Below are 17,888 nucleotides of genomic sequence, written 5' to 3' on the forward strand. Positions count from 1 at the left end.
GACAAGTGGGTGTTTGCCAGCTACGCTATACGGGATAAGCGCTGTGCGAACAAGAAGGGAAGCACGTGTCCACCACCACGCAATCCTCCTCTAAGAAGACGGACCACTACGGCATCGAGCGTGCGAACGCCGATGATCCGGGAGCGATAGATAAGGTACGGCGTAAATCGCCCTTTGTTGACCACCTCATGCGCATGCAGGAGCGCTATGCCGCAGAAGGCGGCAACCAGTTTTCTGCTGGCATTACCTATTACTCGGTCCTGTCCATCTTCCCGTTGGCGATGCTGCTGGTGGCCACCATCGCCGCTGTCCTTGCTAACCGTGAGGACCTGCTCAATGACTTGCAGTCCTATATCACCGACTCCATTGACGGGAACCTCAGCGAGTCGGTCAATGAGATTTTGGATACGGCCATCGACCAGCGCGGCGCCATGTTCGGTATTGGTGGTTTGACTACTCTGTGGTCCGGACTGGGGTGGATGAACCACCTGCGCATCGGCATTTCTGCCATGTGGGGCATCGATGCCAATGACGGCGGCTCCTTCCTGAAAAAGAAGTTCTCTGACCTTCTGGGGCTTATCGGCCTGATCATTGCCTTTGTCGTCGCCTTCGGCGTGACCGCGGCGGGTTCCTCCGGCCTTACGCAGAAGATATTTGACCTCTTAGGTATCGATTCTTTCCCCGGCATGGGTTATGTCTTCTTCTTCAGTGGCTTGTTGCTGGGACTTATCGCCAACTTCATCGTCATGTGGTGGCTGATTATGATCCTGCCGCGCACGAAGGTGCCTAAGAAGTCCGGCTTTATCGGCGCTGCCATTGGTGCGGTGGCATTCGAGGCCATTAAGCAGCTGTCCACGGTGATTATGTCCTCTGCCACCGGCAGCCCGGCCGGTGCGGTCTTTGGCCCGGTCATCGTCCTGATGATTGTCATGTACCTGGTGTGGCGCGTGGTGCTGTATATCTCCGCATGGACTGCGACGACCGCAGAATCCCTGAAGTATGCGCACCCGCCGGTTCCAGAACCCGCCGTTATTCGCGTGCGCAATGAGGTGCGCGAGGGCGCACCGGCCGGCGCGGTCTTCGGCGTGGGTGCCGCTTTGGGCGCTGCGGCCGTGGGCGTGGCGAAGCTTTTCCGCCGGAAATAAAAATCCTCCCTACGGGGGAGGAGTGCGCCGAGCTATACCTTTAAGATAGGACACTATGAACGCCGATGATATTGCCCCAGACTTCTACGAAAAGTGGGACCTCGACCGCAATGGTGGCGAGGATGAGCTTTCCGTTTTATTGGAAGCAAAAGACATCAAGCTCGGGCAGCAGGGATATAACCAGGATGAGCCGCGGCGCGTCCAGCTGCGCATAGCGGCCAGCATCCTGGGTTCGGCGAAGAAGAGGGCCGAATACGATGAAGCATTGCGCACTGGTCTCCGCCCGACGTGGGGCGAGCTCGGCACGCTGAGCTCGGTGGGGCAGTGGTCGCCGGCGCCGCGCCCGCAACCGAGCTTCCACGATCAACCGCAGGGCCCGGCGCAGGTGCCGGGTTTTGCCCAGCCTAGCCCGTATGCCTCCCCGTACGCGCGCGATCCATTCGCCCAGCATGCCTCGCCGCAGCAGCAGATGGTGCCATCGCCCGCTGCCGCGCCGGCGCCAGTCCAGCACCAAGCGCAGAAACGGCCGTCCCAGGAAACGCGCATCGGCATGGGCATCTTGGACTTTTTCTTGGCCGGCGGCATCAGCAGCGCGGTTGGCGCGGGCGTCGACGAGCTCGCGGATGTGGAAGCGTTGTCCTTTGTTGTTGCCTGCATCGTGATGGTGGTTTACGTCCTGGGCAGCGAGGTATGGATGGGCGCTAGCCCGGCAAAGATTCTTGCCGGCTATACCGTGCGGGACGTGGATACGAAGGAAAAGCTCAGCCTTAGCCAGTCCGCCAAGCGCCAGTGGTGGCGCCTTATCAACGTGATCCCTGGCATTGGGCAATTGGTGGGCATGCTGGGCGCGGTGGTGCACGCGACCACCATCAACGAGGAAAACAACCTGCGCGGTTCCCACGACGATCTCGCAAACGCCGAAGTGGTTAAGAGGAAGCCGCGCAAGTAGAACGCCGCATGGCGCAACTTCGGGCAGATACCTACGATGGTGCGCATGCACGATGCACCATTAATTAGCCCCGAAAATAAGGATTCCGCCGAGAGCGTGGTGGAACAACTTCCAAAGGTATCCCTGTGGGAACCGGTCCGCTCGCAGGCCAGCACCGCGGAGGAATTGAACGCGGATATCCGCGAGCAGTGCGCCCAGCTTGCCGATGACCACCTGGTCTACGCCGAGCTGCAGCTCAACCCTGCGGCTTACTCTTTCGATACGTCCGCAGTCGTACGCGAGGTGGCCGCGGAACGATTCGGAGATCTCGAGGTACGGTTTGTCCTCGAGGCGGCAGAGCCGGCGGCTAATGCCGAGGACTCTGCGGGCATTGCTGGCTACACCCTGCCGGAGGGGAATGCTGCCGCCGCGGCGGAGTTCCGCACGAAGTACCTGCCTACCCAGATCGCGGTGGGCGAGGATTTCGCCGCTACCGAAAGCGCCGCCCAGGCCGGCGTGAACCGTTTGCTGCGACCGGTGAATATGATTGATGATTTCACCGCCGATGTCGATGGAATCCGCCCAGGCAAGGCCTCCGGATGGATCCGTGACCGACACATTCCACTGGTATTTTCGCCCGTGGACGATGTTGAGGAACTCACTGATCACCCGCTGCCGCTGTTACAGCAGCTTGGTTTTACCTGCTCGGTCTCCTCCGGAGATTCCACGCTGAGCAGGCAGTTTCTCGCCTTGAGCGAGACCTTTGGGTACGGACTGGAGGAGTTTTTCGATCTTACCGTGAAGGCGATTGAGAATATTTTCGACACCGAAGAAACAAGGCAGCGTATCCTTGAGACCGTTGTCCTTTCGGCCTACGAGGACCTCTCCGATCCGGAACTTGCCGGCCCCGATACTGAGGAGTCGCTCCAAGATTCCGGGTTCTCAATGAACCTGAATGACAACGCTTCCGAAGAGTAATAGATAGTTAATCTACATAAAGGAGGAAGACATGCCTTCCGCACTATTCGTTGTTACCGCCGCTGATAAGTGGACGCTTGCTGATGGCAGCGCCCGCCCTACCGGTTACTGGGCCGAGGAGCTCATCGCTCCGCACCGCGTGTTTAAGAACGCTGGTTGGGATATCGACTTTGCTACGCCGAACGCAAAGGCACCAGTAGTAGACGAGTACAGCCTCGAGGTATTGTCTGAGGGCGACCGCGCCGAGCAGGAGAACTACCTCGCAGAAATCGGCCCGGACCTGGAAGACCCACTGAACCTGGCCGATGTTAAGGAAGCCGACTACGACCTCGTCTTTTACCCCGGCGGCCACGGCCCGATGGAGGACTTGGCTTATGACCAGGACTCTGCCAAGCTGCTGCAGGAGCGCATCGACTCCGGTCGCGCGCTATCCCTGGTCTGCCACGCACCGGCTGCATTGCTCGCGCTGGACAATGACAACTGGCCACTCAAGGGCTACACCATGACCGGCTTTACCAACGCCGAAGAGGGCGAGGAGACCATCGCCGCTGCCAAGTGGGTTGTTGAGACCCGCCTGCGCGAGCTCGGCGCTGATTTCAAGCAGACCGATCCGATGCAGCCTTATGTCGAGGTTGACCGCAACCTCTACACGGGCCAGAACCCAGCATCCTCTGAGCCTTTGGCACAGCGCATCCTGCGCGACTTTTAATGCGGGCGCTGAAAGCTCTCGCTGCAGGTAGTGCGGTAGTAGGGGCGGCGGCATATATAAAGAGCCGCCGTCCTTATCTACGCAGCGTTGCTCCTGAGCTTCGCAGCCCATTACTGTACCTGCCGCTGCACTTGCTTTCGGGTGATCGATTCGCTCGAACGAGCAGGTTATTTGCCAATATGGACGTGGCACGTCCGAAGTGGCGTCCGGTGGACATCGAAGAGCTATCTTGTTCTTTTGAAGGCCAAGCATTCCGTGCCCGCGTTATTACTCCACGCGGAGATGGAGCGCCAGCCGAGCCACGTCCCGTGGTGATGTGGATTCACGGCGGAGGTCACCTGCTCGGTGGTCCCGCGATGCATGATCCCCAAACTTCGCTCATCGCATCGGAGCTGGGGGCCATCGTCATCGCACCGCGCTATCACAAATCCACGCAGGAACCTTTTCCTGCGGATCTGGAAGAGTGTTATGCCGCTTTGCGCTGGATGCAGGAAAATGGCGAGCTTTTAGGCGCGGATACTTCGCGCATTGCGGTCGCTGGCGATAGCGCCGGCGGTGGCTTGGCCGCAGGCCTTGCCCAGCGCACGGTGGATGAAGGTCATTCCATTCGAGCGCTTGGATTGGTCTATCCAATGCTTGATCACCGCACCATTGTTAAAGAGGGTGCGGTGGGGCAGTTTATTTGTCCTCCGAATTTAAATCGCGGCGCTTGGGATATGTACTTAGGCAAGGACCATTTAGGAACCCCGCTGCCACCGTATGCATCGCCGGCGACGCGTTCGGATCACTCGGGGATGCCGCCCACGTGGATCGGCGTGGGAGACATCGACCTTTTTCATGATGAATCCGTAGCCTTTGCTACCGCACTGCAGAACGCCGGAGTCGAGACCACACTTGATGTGTATGCAGGTGCTTATCACGGCTTCGATCAGGTACGCCCGCGTGCGCCCCAGTCGCGCAGAATGCTGGCAGATCTTATCGAGCACCTCGGTTCTCACCTCTAGCCGCACTTTATGTGGCGCGAAGTGTAGGTGAAAATGCAGCAACCGCCCCAGTCTGACGCGGGCTTGTTTTAGGGACCGGTAAGGCGGTACCAGGTACCGGGGTGGCGGTAGCCGCCCGGTAGCCGGTTTTACCCCCGCTTATCGTTTGGACCGTTGACGTTGCTTGAGCTGTTTGCTAAGTGTTCCCCTTTCTTCTTGGAAGTCGTCACGGGTGCGCATGTCTTCACCGATGAGGGTGAGTTTGCTGCCGTTGTTTGCAAGTCGGGATAGGACAGCGTCGGCGATCGCGTTTTCACTAAAGACGCTGTACCAGTATTCCGGCTCGTGCTGGCTGACGATGACGGTTGAGGAATGCTCCCGCTTGACCAGGAGGTTGAATACCTGGGCTAAGGCGAAGGCAGATACGTCCGTGGCCAGGAAGTCGTCGATGACCAACACAGCCGGCTTTGTCAGTTCCTCAAGGAGGGCTTTGCGCTCATAGGCAGCGTCGGCTGTGGCGTCGAACTCGTCGGCTAAGTCGGCGAGTCTAAAGTAGCGTGCGGTTAGTTTATGCCGGCACGCAGCCACGGCTAGGCCTTGGGCGAGGAAGCTTTTGCCGGTGCCGGTAGCTCCCACGATGGTTAGATCTCTGCCGTAGGTAATCCAGTCGCAGGTAGCTAACCGCTCAATACGGTCTGGAGTGATCCCTCGGTTGCTGTGTGCTTCAAAGCGTTCCAAAGCCGCAAGCGCGTTGGGTAGCTTGGCGGCTTTGACGAGTTTTTCGATTACTTTCGAATCACGTGCAGCTACCTGAGCATCGAGAGCTTCTTTGATCTTGTCTTCAAAGGAGTCCAAGTCACGACTGGGATCGTTGACGATCTCCTGCAGCGTCGTGGCAAACACACGCATCCCGCGAAGAGAACCGAGCAGTTCGAAGTCTTCATCGGTAAGAGCCATGGCTATACCTTCCATTCTTTATCAGTGAAGGCAAACGCCCCGGCCCCGCGTACATGCGACACAGAGTCCGGCGTGTCCGCCGTGGGCTGTTGGCGGTGCGCACGCGTAGTGTCGATGGCCGTCGACAGTGGTACATCGGTGGGCAAATACGCCTGTGCTGCGGCCTGTTTTAGATCCTTGAGCTCTTGGGCTACTTTGTTGACGCTGGGGACTGCTTTGCGCGATAACAGCTGACCACAGGCTTGTTCGAGTTCGATTCGGGAGTAATCCTTCGATAGGTTCAGTACGCCCAGAACGCTAGAATATGCTTGGGCTTCGACTTTACGAGCGTTAAACATCTGGCCGATGAGCTGTGCTGTCGCGGTCCCAATACTTTTCGCCCAGTCTTCCAAGCGTTGCCGGTTCCACTGGGTGTTTAAGTCCTTATGGTTGTCGGGGACATGCTCATCCAAGGTGGAGTAGCCATAATTAGCAGGGGCAATACGATGTGAAGCAACAATCTCACCGTCGTAGAAGACATCCAGATAGTCATCAAAAAGTTGCACGTCGACGAACTTGCCCGCTAGCTTCCACGGCACTGAATACCAGTGATTGGCGATCCGGATGTGGTAGTTCATTGCGACCTTGGACTTCTTCCACCGCGACCACGACCACCGCCGGTCGGGCAATGGGCGCAGCAGCTGTTGCTCATGGTCTTCAAACAACTGGCGACGAGAGATATCCTGCCCGCGGAAGGGACGGCGATCGTTGATGAAATCGCTTTGGTCCTCGAGGGCCTTATTGAGCATGTCGAAACTGTAGAACTCCTGGTCGTCGAGGTATTCCACGCACCATTGCTGGGCAATATCCACGGCCTTTTCAACATTCGCCTTATACCGCGGCCGGTAGCCTTTCGCCGCAGTAATACCTATCTGATAGAAATCGGCAAATGTAGAATACTCCGCAACCGGGATACGCCCCCGCAGCCCACAGGAAATCTGTTGCGTGGCTGTGAGCGCGTTATCCGGGATCAACCGCAGCGGACAACCACCGAAATACTCCAAAGCCGCACGGTGGGCTAAAAGCCACGACCGCATTTTTTGATCCGGCCACGCCGATACATGCATCATCCCTGAGTGCGGCAATGAAGCTACAAACAAGTGCGCGGTAACCCGCTGGCCTGAGACAGGATCCACAACGACCATTCCATCGCCCGACCAGTCCACCATGAGCTCGTCACCGGGATCGTGATTCAGTTGCGCTGACAGCTGATGAACATCGACATAATGCTCAAACAGCGAACAGTACTGTCGATACGAATAATGACGCTGACCAGTACCAACAGGGAACTCCAGGTACTTGGCGTGCGCGACTTTCAACGTCACGCGCTTGCCAGAGACCATCCGCTCAGCAACCTTTTTGAAATCCGGTGCGAGGAACTCCGCATCGTTGCGACGCCGGTTATCCGGAAATAGCTCCTCTAACTGGGCATTCGACAATCCAGCAATCCCACGAGCATCGAGTCGATGGTCCCTTACAACGCGACTGGCCTTATCAATCGTCGACTTCGAGACCCCTAAATCGGCTCGAATCTGGTTCCAGGAACGATTCCCGGCAACCAAGGCAAACATGATGGCACGGTAATCCGTCACCACCATCACTCCTTCCACGTGAACGCGACCCACGCGTACACACTGCGTGGGCCGTCCACTAAAGAGTGCCTAAAAACTACCCCCGGTACCCGATATCCGCACCGGTCGGTACTCGATACCGCCCTACCGGTACTAAATAGCGTCGCGCGTCACCCAGTCCACGCTCCACTATGAGGAGTGGTTGGACTGGGGCGGTTGGCGGTTAGTGGCCGATACCGGCAGCTGAGGTCGCTAGAGCCGGTAGTCCGCAGGGCAGAGTAAAAGCCTAAAAGCGGGAAAAACGCTTAATTAGCATGTTCTCGAGGCCCTTCCAGGACTCGGCGTGCTCGTTATAGGGCTTCGACGGGACGTAGCCGGCGTGTTCGGTGGAACCGAGCATGTAGCCGAGGTAGTCCTGCAAGCGCGGATTGGCCAGCATATAGGAGTTGATGGAATCGTCCCCGGCCCAGTCCGCGGCATCGGCGCAGACCTCGTAGCAGCGGGCTAGCTGGTCGGAGTCGACCGCTTCGGGCCCCTTTTCAATATCGCGCACGATGCCATTGAAGGAATATTGGTTATCCGGGTGGACCTGCACCTCTAGCTCGCCGGCGTTGGCTGCGGTGACGACGTCCTGCCAGGTGGACACGCGCGCTAAGTCATGGTCATCATTATCGATGAGCCACCGCACCAGGGTCTTGGAGGAATCGAAGGTAAAGATTTCGCCCCACTTGCCCAAGAAGATGGGCTTGCCGTCCAGGTAGGTGCGCAGCGTGTAGACGGACTTGGACTGCGCGGTGATTTTAATCGGGTCGATTCCGGCGGCGGCCCAGGGGGACTCGTCATAAGGATCGGCGGCGTCTGCTGCGGCCTTGCGCTTTTCTTCGGCTTCCTTGGCGGCAGCGTCGGCGGCACTCGCTGCCTCGGAGATGCGGGTTTCGGCATCGGAGATAGCGGCGGCGTCGAATTCATCGCTCGGAACCACGCGGACGTGCTTATCCAGATCCGCGATGACCTTCTTCCAGTTGGTCAAGATGACCCGCCCGACGCCGGTCCATTCGTTCATTCCCTGCTCGCCGGAGTAGTGGTCGGCGCCGCGGGAGACGTTGCGCAGGATGGAGTGGGTGGCGAAGAAGATGGTGGTCTGTTCGGCAGCGGCGACATCGGCAAGCGCGGATGCCACCTCGAGGTCGCGCGCCACGGTGGAGACATTGGCGTGGCTGGGGCGGCCGGCGAGGGCTTCTGGCATGCCGATGAGATCGTATTCATCGCGCTTGGCCGGGGTGACGCGGTGCGCCGGGCGGGCGGAAAAATGCTCCCACTGCGGGTGATCCAGCAGGTCATGCTTGGCATCGGACTCGAGGTAGCACAGCAGCTCAGCGGGGGAATCAAAGACCAAAACGGAGTCATCGTCGCCCAAAAAGGCCTGCCACTCGGAGCCATTTTCGCGCCACTTGGGCGCCCAGAGGGTATAAAAATCGCCCTCAGTCAAGGAGAGCTTAATAGGCACAATCGCACGGGTACTCATGAGCTTTTAGTCTACCCAACGCCCCAGCTGCCGTGCGGAATTGCCGGGGCCTTGTCAGGCAGTCGGCCACCAAAAACCCTTAAATTGCATGCCCATATTATTCGTGCGCAGCGGGTTGGTCTGCACGGGGTCCCCGGCCTCCACAATCTCGCCATTGCCGGAATACATCGCCACATGGCCATCCCAGACCACCAGATCGCCGGGCTGGAGCTGATCGGCGCTGACCTGCTTGCCGATGGCCTGCTGGTCCGCCGTGCGCGGAATATCCACCCCTGCCTGGGAATAGGCCCATTGAGTAAGCCCCGAGCAGTCAAAGCCACCGTTGCCGGTTCCGCCCCAGGTATAGGGCTGGCCCACTTGGCTCTTAGCCGCGGCCACGGCCGCGCGGCCTGCCTCCGAGCCGGCTTCTGCGCCCGCTGATGGGTGCGGCGCGGGTGCAGCACCGAGCTCCGCCGGAGGAGCCACGGCGCTATGCGTCGCCGCGGCGGCCGTGGCCTGCTGGGGCTGGCCGACGGCGGATTCCACCGGCCGCTGGGAGATGGGCAACAGGGCCGCCGCGGTGGTGGTGAGCTCGTCTTTCAGGCGGTTGACTCGGGCCATCGCCAAGCCAATGTGCTCGTCTATTACGGTGCGAAGGGACACAAGCGCTGCGGCGCGGGAGGCGGGATCGAGGGAGATTAATCCCATCGCGATGGGCGCCGCGGCCTGGATAAGCTGCGTGCCGATGCCAAAGATATCGCCGGCAGCCGCCGTAACGAGGCCTCGGGCCTGGCCAAGTACTGCGGAGACGGTCTCGTTATCGCCGGTGAGGAGGTTCGCGGCGGCGATAAGCTGCGAGGCATCGCCGTGCGCGATATCCGCCAGCGGTTGCGCGGCGGAGAGATCTGGGACGCGGGGAAGTTGGACATCGGGAAGCGGCGAAGGCTGCAGCGCGGCGATGTTTTTAATGGCGGTAGCAAGCACTTAGATCGCCGCCCCGAGGGAGTCGCGCAACGCCGCATCGGAGTCTTCCGCCTCGCGCGACATCTGGAAGGAAGACTGCGCGATGTGCCCCATATCGTGGCGCAGCATGGTCATCCGCGCCCCAATATTGTCTAAGGCGGCATGGACCGCTTCATTGAACCTGGTAAAGGCCGAATCTTCGGGCAATGCCGGGTGGGGTGGATTGTCTCCCTGCGCGTTCGCGTGCAGGTCACGGGCTAAATGGCGGGCGTGGGCGGTATCTATCTGAAATGGTCTCATGCCCTATTGGACTGGCCAATGGCCCAAGTGGTTCCCAAAAAGTTTAAAGTAGTGGGCATGGATATCCACGTCGTAGACCACCCGCTTGCCGCTTCCCGCCTGACCCTGATGCGCGATGCGCGCAGTGATAACTCCGCTTTTCGCGCCGCGCTCAAGGACCTGGGAACCATGCTCGTATATGAAGCCTCCCGCGATTTGGCGGTAGAAAACTTCGCTTGCGAACCCCCGGTTGCCACAGCGCAAGGCACCCGCCTGCAGGATCCACCCATCATCGTGCCCATCATTCGCGCAGGCCTCGGCATGGTGGATCCTGCCCTGTCGATGATTCCGGATGCCCAGGTCGGGTTCATCGGCATGGCGCGCGATGAAGAAACCCACGAGCCCGTGCCGTACTTGGAGGCGCTGCCGCAAGACCTCACCGGGCGCACCGTCTTCGTCGTTGATCCCATGCTGGCCACCGGCGGATCCCTGCTGCACGCCCTGCGCCTCTTGGCCGCCCGCGGCGCTACCGATATCACTGCCATCTGCATGGTCTCGGCCCAAAACGGCGTGGATGCGCTGGAGAAATCGGGCCTTCCCGTTCGCCTCGTCACCGCCGCCATTGACCCTGAACTCAATGCGGATGCCTATATCGTGCCGGGGCTTGGCGATGCCGGCGATCGCCTATACGGCCCGCGCAATATCGATCTTTAAGCTAGTATTTCTCCCTGAAAGCCCGAAGGTGGCTTTCAAAAGGGGGAAAAGATCGTGAGTTTTATTCAACTAATGTGGTCGAGCTACGGCTACGGATTTTCGCAACAACTGCGCCGCGTGCGCGAGCGGCGCGGGGTATCCCAGCAAGTGCTTGCGGATATTTTCGGGGGTATCGCGCAGCCAGATTTCTAACCTGGAACGCAATGAAAATGGCCTACACACCATGGCGGACCCGCAATTATCCACGGTGTACAAGCTGGCGCTGGCTTTAGAAATCCCGCCGGCGGTCCTCTTGCCGGCCGGTGGGGACGTGGTGGAGGGCCACTTGGCAGACTCCGCCGTGCTCGGGGTAGAAGACGTGGCGCCCTTTCCACAGGACTACATCAACCAGCGGCGCTTTAGTAATGCGCGGGGCTAACCACCCTGACTTACTGAACCGCATGGTCTAGTTGTAGACTGCCTCCAAGAGATAGTCCAGCAACAGGGAGGCGTGCGCGTGATCTCGGAGTTTATTAACGAGTGGTTCGATGCTCACCGTGCGGAGGTCATCGCGTGGCGGCGCCATATCCACCGCAATCCGGAAACGGCGAACCAAGAGGTGGAAACCACCAATTACATCGCGAATATCCTTGCGGATTACGGGCTTGAGCCGCAGCGCTTCCCGCACACCGGCCTCATGGTAGACATCGGCCCGGACACGGAGCTTGGCCGCTTGGCCTTCCGCGCCGATATCGATGCCCTGCCCATCACGGAGGTAACAGGGCTGGAGTTTACCTCCGAGAAGCCCGGGACCATGCACGCGTGCGGCCACGATGTGCACACTACCGTGGCGCTCGGCTTGGCGTGCGCGCTGGCGGATTTTCAGCGGGTTAATGAGCTGGAGCTGGGCATTCGCGTCATCTTCCAACCGGCAGAGGAGGTGTGGGTCGGCGGGGCCACCGACGTTATTTCTTGGGGCGCGTTAGAAGGCGTGCATTCCATCTTTGCCATCCACGCCGAGCCGAAGTTGCGCGTGGGGCGCATCGGAATCCGCGCCGGGGCCATTACCTCCGCAACGGACGTAGTGGAGCTCAAGATTAAGGGCCCGGGCGGGCATACCTCGCGCCCGCACCTATCCGCGGACGTGGTCTATGCGCTGGGCAAGGTTATTACGGAGCTGCCGGCGCTGCTGTCGCGCCGCGTCGACCCGCGCACCGGCACGGTTTTGGTCTTTGGCCAGGTCAATTCCGGCTACGCCCCTAACGCAATCCCGGAAACCGGCATGCTGACCGGCACGATGCGCACCGCCGATATCACCATCTGGCGCCAGATGCAGGAACTCTTCGCGGAGTTAGTGGATCAGATCCTTGCACCGGTAGGGGTAGAGCACGAATTGTCCTATAACCGAGGTGTCCCGCCGGTGCTTAACGATGACGTCGCTACCGCCATGCTCGCTTCTGCCGCACAGTCCATCGACCCGCAGGCCGTGGTTCAGGCCCCGCAGTCTTCCGGCGGGGAGGACTTTTCCTGGTACTTGGAAAAGGTACCCGGTTCCATGGCGCGCCTTGGTTGCTGGTCCGGGGAGGGGGAGCAGCACGATCTGCACATGGGCGACCTCATCGTGGATGAGCGGGCAATTGGTGTGGGCATTAAGCTTTTTGGGGCCGTCGTCGAGCAATTTATGGGGGAGAATGCGCAGGCGGACTAACGCGCTGGGGTTACCTACGGGTTAGACTCGTAGGCGACTTTAAAAGTGGAGCCTATAAAGGAGCAATTGCGTGTTGAACCAGACCAAGCGAATTGTCATCATCGGCGGTGGCCCAGCGGGCTACGAGGCAGCGCTGGCTGGCGCCAAGTACGGCGCGGAAATCACCATCATCGAAGACCAAGGCATGGGCGGCAATAGCGTGGTCTTGGACTGTGTTCCCTCCAAGTCCTTCATCGCCGGCGCCAATATTAAAACGGACTTGCGCCGCGCGGATGACATGGAGCTGAACGAGGGCATCGGCAAGGCACAGCTTTCCATCAGCGCGCTGAACCAGCGCGTGCAGGACCTAGCGGCTAAGCAATCCGGTGATATCCGCAATACCATGGATTCCCTGGGTGCCCGCGTTATCGATGGCCGCGCGCACTTCCCGGAGGATCAGCAGGCCGATGCCTTCGGCGGGCACAAGGTCACCGCGGTCTTCAACGAGGATGGCCACGAGGAGACGCTGGATGCGGATCTCGTCTTGGTTGCTACCGGCGCCACCCCACGCATTTTGCCCGGCGCCCAGCCGGATGGCGAGCGCATCCTGACCTGGCAGCAGGTATATAACCTCACCGAGCTGCCAGAGCACCTCATTGTGGTGGGTTCCGGTGTCACCGGTGCCGAGTTCGTCTCGGCCTTCGCCGAGCTGGGCGTCAAGGTCACGATGGTGGCCTCGCGCGATCGCATCTTGCCGCATGATGATGCCGATGCCGCCGACGTCCTCGAAACCGTGCTGAGCGAGCGCGGCGTGGAGCTGGAAAAGAACTGCCGCGTGGAAACCGTTAACCGCACTGAGGACGGCAACGTGCTGGTCACCACGCAGGACGGCCGTGAGATCCATGGCTCGCACGTCATCATGTCCATTGGTTCCGTCCCGAATACCAAGGACCTGAAGCTGGAAAACGTGGGCGTGGAAACCGCGAAGTCTGGCCACATCCAGGTAGACCGCGTCTCGCGCACCAATATTGCCGGCATTTACGCAGCCGGTGACTGCTCCGATCTCTTCCCGCTTGCCTCCGTGGCCGCGATGCAGGGCCGCGTGGCGATGTACCACGCGCTCGGTGAAGGCGTCTCGCCGCTGCGCCTGAAGACCGTGGCTAACGCGGTCTTTACCCGCCCGGAGATCGCCGCGGTCGGCTTTACCCAGGCCGAGATCGAGGCCGGTGAGGTCGCCGCCCGCGCCATTACCATGCCGCTCAATACCAACCCGCGTGCAAAGATGCGTTCGCTGCAGCACGGTTTTGTCAAGCTATTCTGCCGTGCTACCTCCGGCCGCGTGATCGGTGGCGTCATCGTCGCGCCGACCGCCTCCGAGCTCATCCTGCCGATTGCGATGGCGGTGACCAACCAGCTCACGGTGAACCAGCTGGCCGATTCTTTCGCGGTCTACCCATCGCTTTCCGGCACCATTACCGAGGCCGCCCGCCGCTTGGTGGCCCACGATGACCTGGAATAAACCTCGTTCCTAGAACGTGGAGTAGGCCTGCTCTGCAGTGCGGTTGAGCTCGATTTTGATCGGCCTATCTGCCTCCGGCAGGGCGCGCTGCGGACAGAATTCGCGGGGGCAGGCCGTACAGCCTGGGCCAATCGGGGTGGCGGCGGAGATGTCTAGGTTCAGGGCATCGGCATATACGATGCGATCCGCCTGGGTGATATCGCAGCCTAGGCCTACAGCGAATTCCTTGCGCGGCGTACCCCACGACTTGGCCGTTCCCTGCACGAAACGCCCGATCCACAGGTAAGCATGGCCGTCTGGCATGGCGGCGACCTGCCGGGTAATGCGGTTCGGGGTTTCAAAGGCGCGGTGGACTACCCACAGGGGGCAGGATCCACCAGAGCGCGCGAAGTGAAAGGCAGTGGAGGACTGCCGCTTGGAAATATTGCCCGCGCGGTCGGTGCGGATGAAGGAAAACGGCACGCCCTTTAGCCCTGGGCGCTGGAGCGTGGCGAGGCGCTGCGCCGTTGTTTCAAACCCGGTTCCAAAGTAGTTGCATAGCAGGTCGATATCGTAGCGGGTATCTTCTGCCATGCTGAGAAAGCGCTGGTAGGGCATGGTCACCGCCGCCGCGAAGTACTGCGCAAGGCCCAGGGTGGCTAAGTCTTGGGATTCACCTTCGGGCAGTTCAGATACGAGGTTGTCGCAGATATCGCCGTAGGCCAGCAGGCAGTATTGCAGGGCCATCTCAAAGACCAATTGTGCCTCAGATAACCCATCGCGCAGCGAGAGCTCGCGCGTGTCTGGGTCGAAGCTCCGCCGAGGGCCGGGCCTGGAAAAGCGCACCGTAACCCCCAGATCCTCATGCATCCGGGAGGCGAGCCGGCCGCGGCGCAGAACGCGATCGCCCAATTGCCCGGCTAGTTCCTCTGCGAGCACATCGAGCTCGTGGATGTAATTATGTGCGTCATAAAAGAAATCACGCACCACTTCAAAGGGGGAGGGGTCCGCGGCGGGCGCGCGGGAGGCAACGTCGACAAACCGCGGCATCAACTCGGGAAAGCGGGAGGCGAGATCCGAGAGTGTTTCTTCAGAGGCATCGGGGAAGATGTGGCGGAGTTCGGTAATCGTATGGATATCGCGGTCTTCGGCGAAGTAGCTGGGATCCACGGTGAAGCGCTGGGCTAGCTGCATTAACACGGTCACGGTGAGTGGGCGCTGGTCGTTTTCCAATTGGTTGAGGTAGCTCGTGGATAGCCCGAGTTTCTTCGCCATCGCCACCTGGGTGAGCCCGCGCTGCTTGCGCAAAGCGTGAATCCGTGCCCCCGCGTAGTGCTTGGTCATGCGTCCCCCTCCTTCCTTTAAGGCCCATGCGCTGTGAAAATCACAAGTTTTGCAGATTTCACAAAAGAAGTCCGCTAATTTCCACAAACATTACCTATAGCGTGCACCACATGCAAGCATTTACTGTGATGTGCAACGCATTCTTGATGAAGGAGGACGCAACCAGTGAAAAACCATGAGGTACGCACTCATAAATCCGCCGAGGACTTCCCCTACGAGGAGCACTTGGCGTACAAGGTGGCCGAGGTGGCCGCGGACCCCGTAGAGGTCCCGGAAGAAACCACCGAGATGATCATCAACCGCATCATCGATAACGCCTCCGTAGCTATGGCCTCCGTTGCCCGTGGCCCCGTCACCTCCGCGCGGGTGATGGCAGAAGCCCATCCCGTGGACAAGGGCGGATCCACCATCTTCGGCATCGATGGCACGTATTCCGCGGAGTGGGCAGCACTGGCCAATGGCACTGCGGTCCGCGAGTTGGACTACCACGATACCTTCCTCGCTGCCGAGTATTCACACCCCGGCGATAATATTCCACCGCTCCTTGCTGCAGCGCAGCACAAGGGTCTGAGCGGTCGCGACCTTATCCGCGGCATTGCAACCGGCTATGAAATCCAGGTCAACCTGGTCAAAGGCATGTGCCTGCACGAGCACAAGATCGACCACGTGGCGCACTTGGGGCCATCGGTAGCCGCGGGGCTTGGCACCATGTTGGGCCTGGATAGGGACACGATTTACCAGGCCGTCGGCCAGGCGCTGCACACCACCACGGCAACCCGCCAGTCCCGCAAGGGCCTGATTTCTTCGTGGAAGGCCTACGCGCCAGCCTTCGCCGGCAAGATGGCCATCGAGGCCGTCGACCGCACCATGCGCGGCGAGGGTGCCCCGGCGCCGATCTGGGAGGGCGAGGACGGGTTCATCGCCTGGATGCTGCATTCGCCAGAGCGCACCTACACCGTGCCCCTGCCGGAAAACGGGGAGGCCAAGACCGCCATCCTGGATACCTACACTAAGGAACACTCCGCGGAATACCAGGCGCAGGCGCCCATCGATATGGCCTTTGCGCTGAAAAAGACGCTAGAGGACAAGGGCCTCAAGACGGCGGATATCGAGTCCATCGTGCTGCACACCTCCCACCACACCCACTACGTCATCGGCACCGGCGCGAACGACCCGCAAAAGATGGATCCTTCCGCCTCTCGCGAAACCCTGGACCACTCTGTGATGTACATCTTCGCGGTCGCGCTAGAAGATGGCGTGTGGGACCACGAAACCTCCTATTCCCCTGAGCGCTCCAACCGCCCGGAGACCATCGAGCTGTGGCAGAAGATCTCCACCGTCGAGGATCCCGAGTGGACGCGCCGCTATCACTCCAACGACCTGGAGGAAAAGGCCTTCGGTGGCAAGGCAGTTATCACCTTCAAGGACGGCACCGTCATCGAGGACGAGCGCGCCGTGGCAGACGCCCACCCGCTGGGCGCCCGCCCCTTCGCCCGCGAGCAGTACATTGCCAAGTTCAAAAAGCTTGCCGATGGCGTCGTCGACGAGGCCGAGCAAGAGCGCTTCCTCACCGCCGTGCAAGACCTAGAAAACCTCACCGATCTAACCGAACTCAACGTGCGGGTCAGCGATGAGCACCTCGCCACCGCGCCCGAGAAACCGGAGGGAATCTTCTAATGGCTGGACTATTTGGTTCTACAATCACCAACGCTGAAAAGCGTGCGAACTTCCGCAAATCCATCGAATCCGGATCGATTACCACGCTGCCGGGCGCGTTTAATCCGCTGACCGCCCGTCTTATCCAGGACATTGGCGGTTTCGACGGCGTCTACGTATCCGGCGCGGTGCTGGCTAACGATTTAGGCCTGCCCGATATCGGGCTTACCACCTTGACCGAGGTGGCCCAGCGCGCCGGGCAGATCGCGCGCGCTACCGACTTGCCCGTGCTTGTCGATGCCGATACCGGCTTCGGCGAACCCATGTCCGCCGCCCGCACCGTCGCCGCCCTCGAGGATGCCGGCCTGGCCGGCTGCCACCTGGAGGACCAGGTTAACCCGAAGCGTTGCGGGCACCTCGATGGCAAGGAAGTGGTGGACAAGGAAGTCATGGTCCGCCGCATCAGCGCGGCCGTCAATGAGCGCCGCGATCCTAATTTCATCATCTGCGCGCGCACTGATGCCGCCGGTGTCAATGGCATCGATGACGCCATCGATCGCGCTAAGGCCTATGCCGAAGCCGGTGCGGATCTGATTTTCACCGAGGCGCTGTATTCCCCTGCGGACTTTGAAAAGTTCCGCGCCGCCGTGGATACGCCGCTGTTGGCGAATATGACGGAGTTCGGCAAAACCGAGCTGCAATCAGCAAAGACCCTCGACGGACTGGGATACAACGCCGTGATCTGGCCGGTCTCCAGCTTCCGCGTGGCCATGGGCGCTACCGAAGAATTCCTGCGCGACTTGCAGGAAACCGGTATCCAGACTGAGTGGTTAGAGCGCATGCAGCACCGCTCCCGCCTGTACGAACTGGTCCGCTACCAGGAATACAACGAGTTCGACCAGTCCGTATTCACCTATTCCAAAGACAACTATCAACCCACTTTTGAAGGCTAAG

General features: G+C 60.2%; 18 protein-coding genes. 12 read left to right on the plus strand and 6 right to left on the minus strand.

The features are described from left to right. The first annotated feature begins 65 nt into the window (after positions 1-65). The 5 genes from ACLI1Q_RS02710 to ACLI1Q_RS02730 all read left to right on the plus strand — a co-directional run bounded on the left by ACLI1Q_RS02710 (position 66) and on the right by ACLI1Q_RS02730 (position 4,764). Positions 66-1,145 carry a YhjD/YihY/BrkB family envelope integrity protein gene (locus tag ACLI1Q_RS02710; RefSeq protein ID WP_239270102.1) on the plus strand — a complete coding sequence of 360 codons (1,080 nt, stop codon included), beginning with the start codon at positions 66-68 and terminating at the stop codon, positions 1,143-1,145. Positions 1,146-1,200: 55 nt separating this feature from the next. Beyond that, positions 1,201-2,094: an RDD family protein gene (locus ACLI1Q_RS02715; RefSeq protein WP_239270101.1), complete on the plus strand. Its 894-nt coding sequence runs from the start codon at positions 1,201-1,203 to the stop codon at positions 2,092-2,094. Positions 2,095-2,139: 45 nt separating this feature from the next. Further along, positions 2,140-3,051, plus strand: a complete 912-nt coding sequence (locus ACLI1Q_RS02720; protein ID WP_411697058.1) for an adenosine deaminase — start codon at positions 2,140-2,142, stop codon at positions 3,049-3,051. Positions 3,052-3,082: 31 nt separating this feature from the next. After that, positions 3,083-3,760, plus strand: a complete 678-nt coding sequence (locus ACLI1Q_RS02725) for a type 1 glutamine amidotransferase domain-containing protein (protein ID WP_239270099.1) — start codon at positions 3,083-3,085, stop codon at positions 3,758-3,760. Positions 3,761-3,939: 179 nt separating this feature from the next. Then, positions 3,940-4,764 carry an alpha/beta hydrolase fold domain-containing protein gene (locus tag ACLI1Q_RS02730; protein ID WP_239275584.1) on the plus strand — a complete coding sequence of 275 codons (825 nt, stop codon included), beginning with the start codon at positions 3,940-3,942 and terminating at the stop codon, positions 4,762-4,764. A gap of 138 nt (positions 4,765-4,902) precedes the next feature. Here the strand turns inward: ACLI1Q_RS02730 and ACLI1Q_RS02735 are convergent, their stop codons facing one another. From ACLI1Q_RS02735 to ACLI1Q_RS02755, 5 genes are all read right to left on the minus strand, one after another. After that, positions 4,903-5,700 carry an ATP-binding protein gene (locus tag ACLI1Q_RS02735; RefSeq protein ID WP_349837246.1) on the minus strand — a complete coding sequence of 266 codons (798 nt, stop codon included), beginning with the start codon at positions 5,698-5,700 and terminating at the stop codon, positions 4,903-4,905. Between the two features lie 2 nt (positions 5,701-5,702). Further along, a complete protein-coding gene (istA, locus tag ACLI1Q_RS02740; protein ID WP_239275901.1) occupies positions 5,703-7,337 on the minus strand; it encodes an IS21 family transposase in 1,635 nt (544 codons plus the stop codon). A 259-nt stretch (positions 7,338-7,596) separates the two neighbouring features. Beyond that, the gene (locus ACLI1Q_RS02745; protein ID WP_239270038.1) at positions 7,597-8,835 is read right to left on the minus strand and encodes a hypothetical protein; all 1,239 of its coding nucleotides are present in this window, start codon (positions 8,833-8,835) and stop codon (positions 7,597-7,599) included. Positions 8,836-8,889: 54 nt separating this feature from the next. After that, positions 8,890-9,798: a C40 family peptidase gene (locus ACLI1Q_RS02750; protein WP_411697059.1), complete on the minus strand. Its 909-nt coding sequence runs from the start codon at positions 9,796-9,798 to the stop codon at positions 8,890-8,892. Further along, entirely contained in the window at positions 9,799-10,077 is a 279-nt protein-coding gene (locus ACLI1Q_RS02755) for a chemotaxis protein (protein WP_239270040.1), read from the minus strand. It lies immediately after the preceding gene. Positions 10,078-10,134: 57 nt separating this feature from the next. Between ACLI1Q_RS02755 and upp the strand changes: the two genes are divergently transcribed. The 5 genes from upp to ACLI1Q_RS02780 all read left to right on the plus strand — a co-directional run bounded on the left by upp (position 10,135) and on the right by ACLI1Q_RS02780 (position 13,955). Then, positions 10,135-10,770, plus strand: coding sequence for a uracil phosphoribosyltransferase (gene upp / locus ACLI1Q_RS02760; protein WP_411697060.1), 636 nt, complete (start codon positions 10,135-10,137; stop codon positions 10,768-10,770). Positions 10,771-10,824: 54 nt separating this feature from the next. Next, entirely contained in the window at positions 10,825-10,962 is a 138-nt protein-coding gene (locus ACLI1Q_RS02765) for a hypothetical protein (protein WP_411697061.1), read from the plus strand. A 31-nt stretch (positions 10,963-10,993) separates the two neighbouring features. Beyond that, positions 10,994-11,188: a hypothetical protein gene (locus ACLI1Q_RS02770; RefSeq protein ID WP_411697062.1), complete on the plus strand. Its 195-nt coding sequence runs from the start codon at positions 10,994-10,996 to the stop codon at positions 11,186-11,188. Positions 11,189-11,266: 78 nt separating this feature from the next. Beyond that, positions 11,267-12,457 (plus strand): M20 family metallopeptidase, encoded by a 1,191-nt coding sequence (locus ACLI1Q_RS02775; RefSeq protein WP_005277354.1) that lies wholly within the window; start codon positions 11,267-11,269, stop codon positions 12,455-12,457. A 70-nt stretch (positions 12,458-12,527) separates the two neighbouring features. Then, positions 12,528-13,955 (plus strand): NAD(P)H-quinone dehydrogenase, encoded by a 1,428-nt coding sequence (locus ACLI1Q_RS02780; protein ID WP_005281545.1) that lies wholly within the window; start codon positions 12,528-12,530, stop codon positions 13,953-13,955. Between the two features lie 9 nt (positions 13,956-13,964). Here ACLI1Q_RS02780 and ACLI1Q_RS02785 read toward each other — a convergent pair whose 3' ends face one another. Next, positions 13,965-15,278: a short-chain fatty acyl-CoA regulator family protein gene (locus ACLI1Q_RS02785; RefSeq protein ID WP_239270042.1), complete on the minus strand. Its 1,314-nt coding sequence runs from the start codon at positions 15,276-15,278 to the stop codon at positions 13,965-13,967. Positions 15,279-15,443: 165 nt separating this feature from the next. On the opposite strand from ACLI1Q_RS02785, the gene prpD reads away from it, so the two are divergent. Both prpD and prpB read left to right on the plus strand, forming a co-directional pair. Beyond that, a complete protein-coding gene (gene prpD / locus ACLI1Q_RS02790; RefSeq protein ID WP_239270043.1) occupies positions 15,444-16,955 on the plus strand; it encodes a 2-methylcitrate dehydratase PrpD in 1,512 nt (503 codons plus the stop codon). Continuing rightward, positions 16,955-17,887, plus strand: coding sequence for a methylisocitrate lyase (prpB, locus tag ACLI1Q_RS02795; protein ID WP_239270044.1), 933 nt, complete (start codon positions 16,955-16,957; stop codon positions 17,885-17,887). The genes prpD and prpB overlap by 1 nt, the downstream gene beginning before the upstream one ends. The last annotated feature ends 1 nt before the right edge of the window (position 17,888 follow it).

Origin of the sequence: Corynebacterium limaceinasi (assembly GCF_046717465.1) — a bacterium.
Classification (GTDB): domain Bacteria; phylum Actinomycetota; class Actinomycetes; order Mycobacteriales; family Mycobacteriaceae; genus Corynebacterium.

Excerpts from the sequence above, each read along its gene's own strand:
- ACLI1Q_RS02715 (WP_239270101.1), top strand. The coding sequence starts at position 1,201 with ATGAACGCCGATGATATTGCCCCAGACTTCTACGAAAAGTGGGACCTC.
- ACLI1Q_RS02720 (WP_411697058.1), top strand. The coding sequence starts at position 2,140 with ATGCACGATGCACCATTAATTAGCCCCGAAAATAAGGATTCCGCCGAG.
- ACLI1Q_RS02725 (WP_239270099.1), top strand. The coding sequence starts at position 3,083 with ATGCCTTCCGCACTATTCGTTGTTACCGCCGCTGATAAGTGGACGCTT.
- ACLI1Q_RS02730 (WP_239275584.1), top strand. The coding sequence starts at position 3,940 with ATGGACGTGGCACGTCCGAAGTGGCGTCCGGTGGACATCGAAGAGCTA.
- ACLI1Q_RS02735 (WP_349837246.1), bottom strand. The coding sequence starts at position 5,700 with ATGGCTCTTACCGATGAAGACTTCGAACTGCTCGGTTCTCTTCGCGGG.
- istA (WP_239275901.1), bottom strand. The coding sequence starts at position 7,337 with ATGGTGGTGACGGATTACCGTGCCATCATGTTTGCCTTGGTTGCCGGG.
- ACLI1Q_RS02745 (WP_239270038.1), bottom strand. The coding sequence starts at position 8,835 with ATGAGTACCCGTGCGATTGTGCCTATTAAGCTCTCCTTGACTGAGGGC.
- ACLI1Q_RS02755 (WP_239270040.1), bottom strand. The coding sequence starts at position 10,077 with ATGAGACCATTTCAGATAGATACCGCCCACGCCCGCCATTTAGCCCGT.
- upp (WP_411697060.1), top strand. The coding sequence starts at position 10,135 with ATGGATATCCACGTCGTAGACCACCCGCTTGCCGCTTCCCGCCTGACC.
- ACLI1Q_RS02770 (WP_411697062.1), top strand. The coding sequence starts at position 10,994 with ATGGCGGACCCGCAATTATCCACGGTGTACAAGCTGGCGCTGGCTTTA.
- ACLI1Q_RS02785 (WP_239270042.1), bottom strand. The coding sequence starts at position 15,278 with ATGACCAAGCACTACGCGGGGGCACGGATTCACGCTTTGCGCAAGCAG.
- prpB (WP_239270044.1), top strand. The coding sequence starts at position 16,955 with ATGGCTGGACTATTTGGTTCTACAATCACCAACGCTGAAAAGCGTGCG.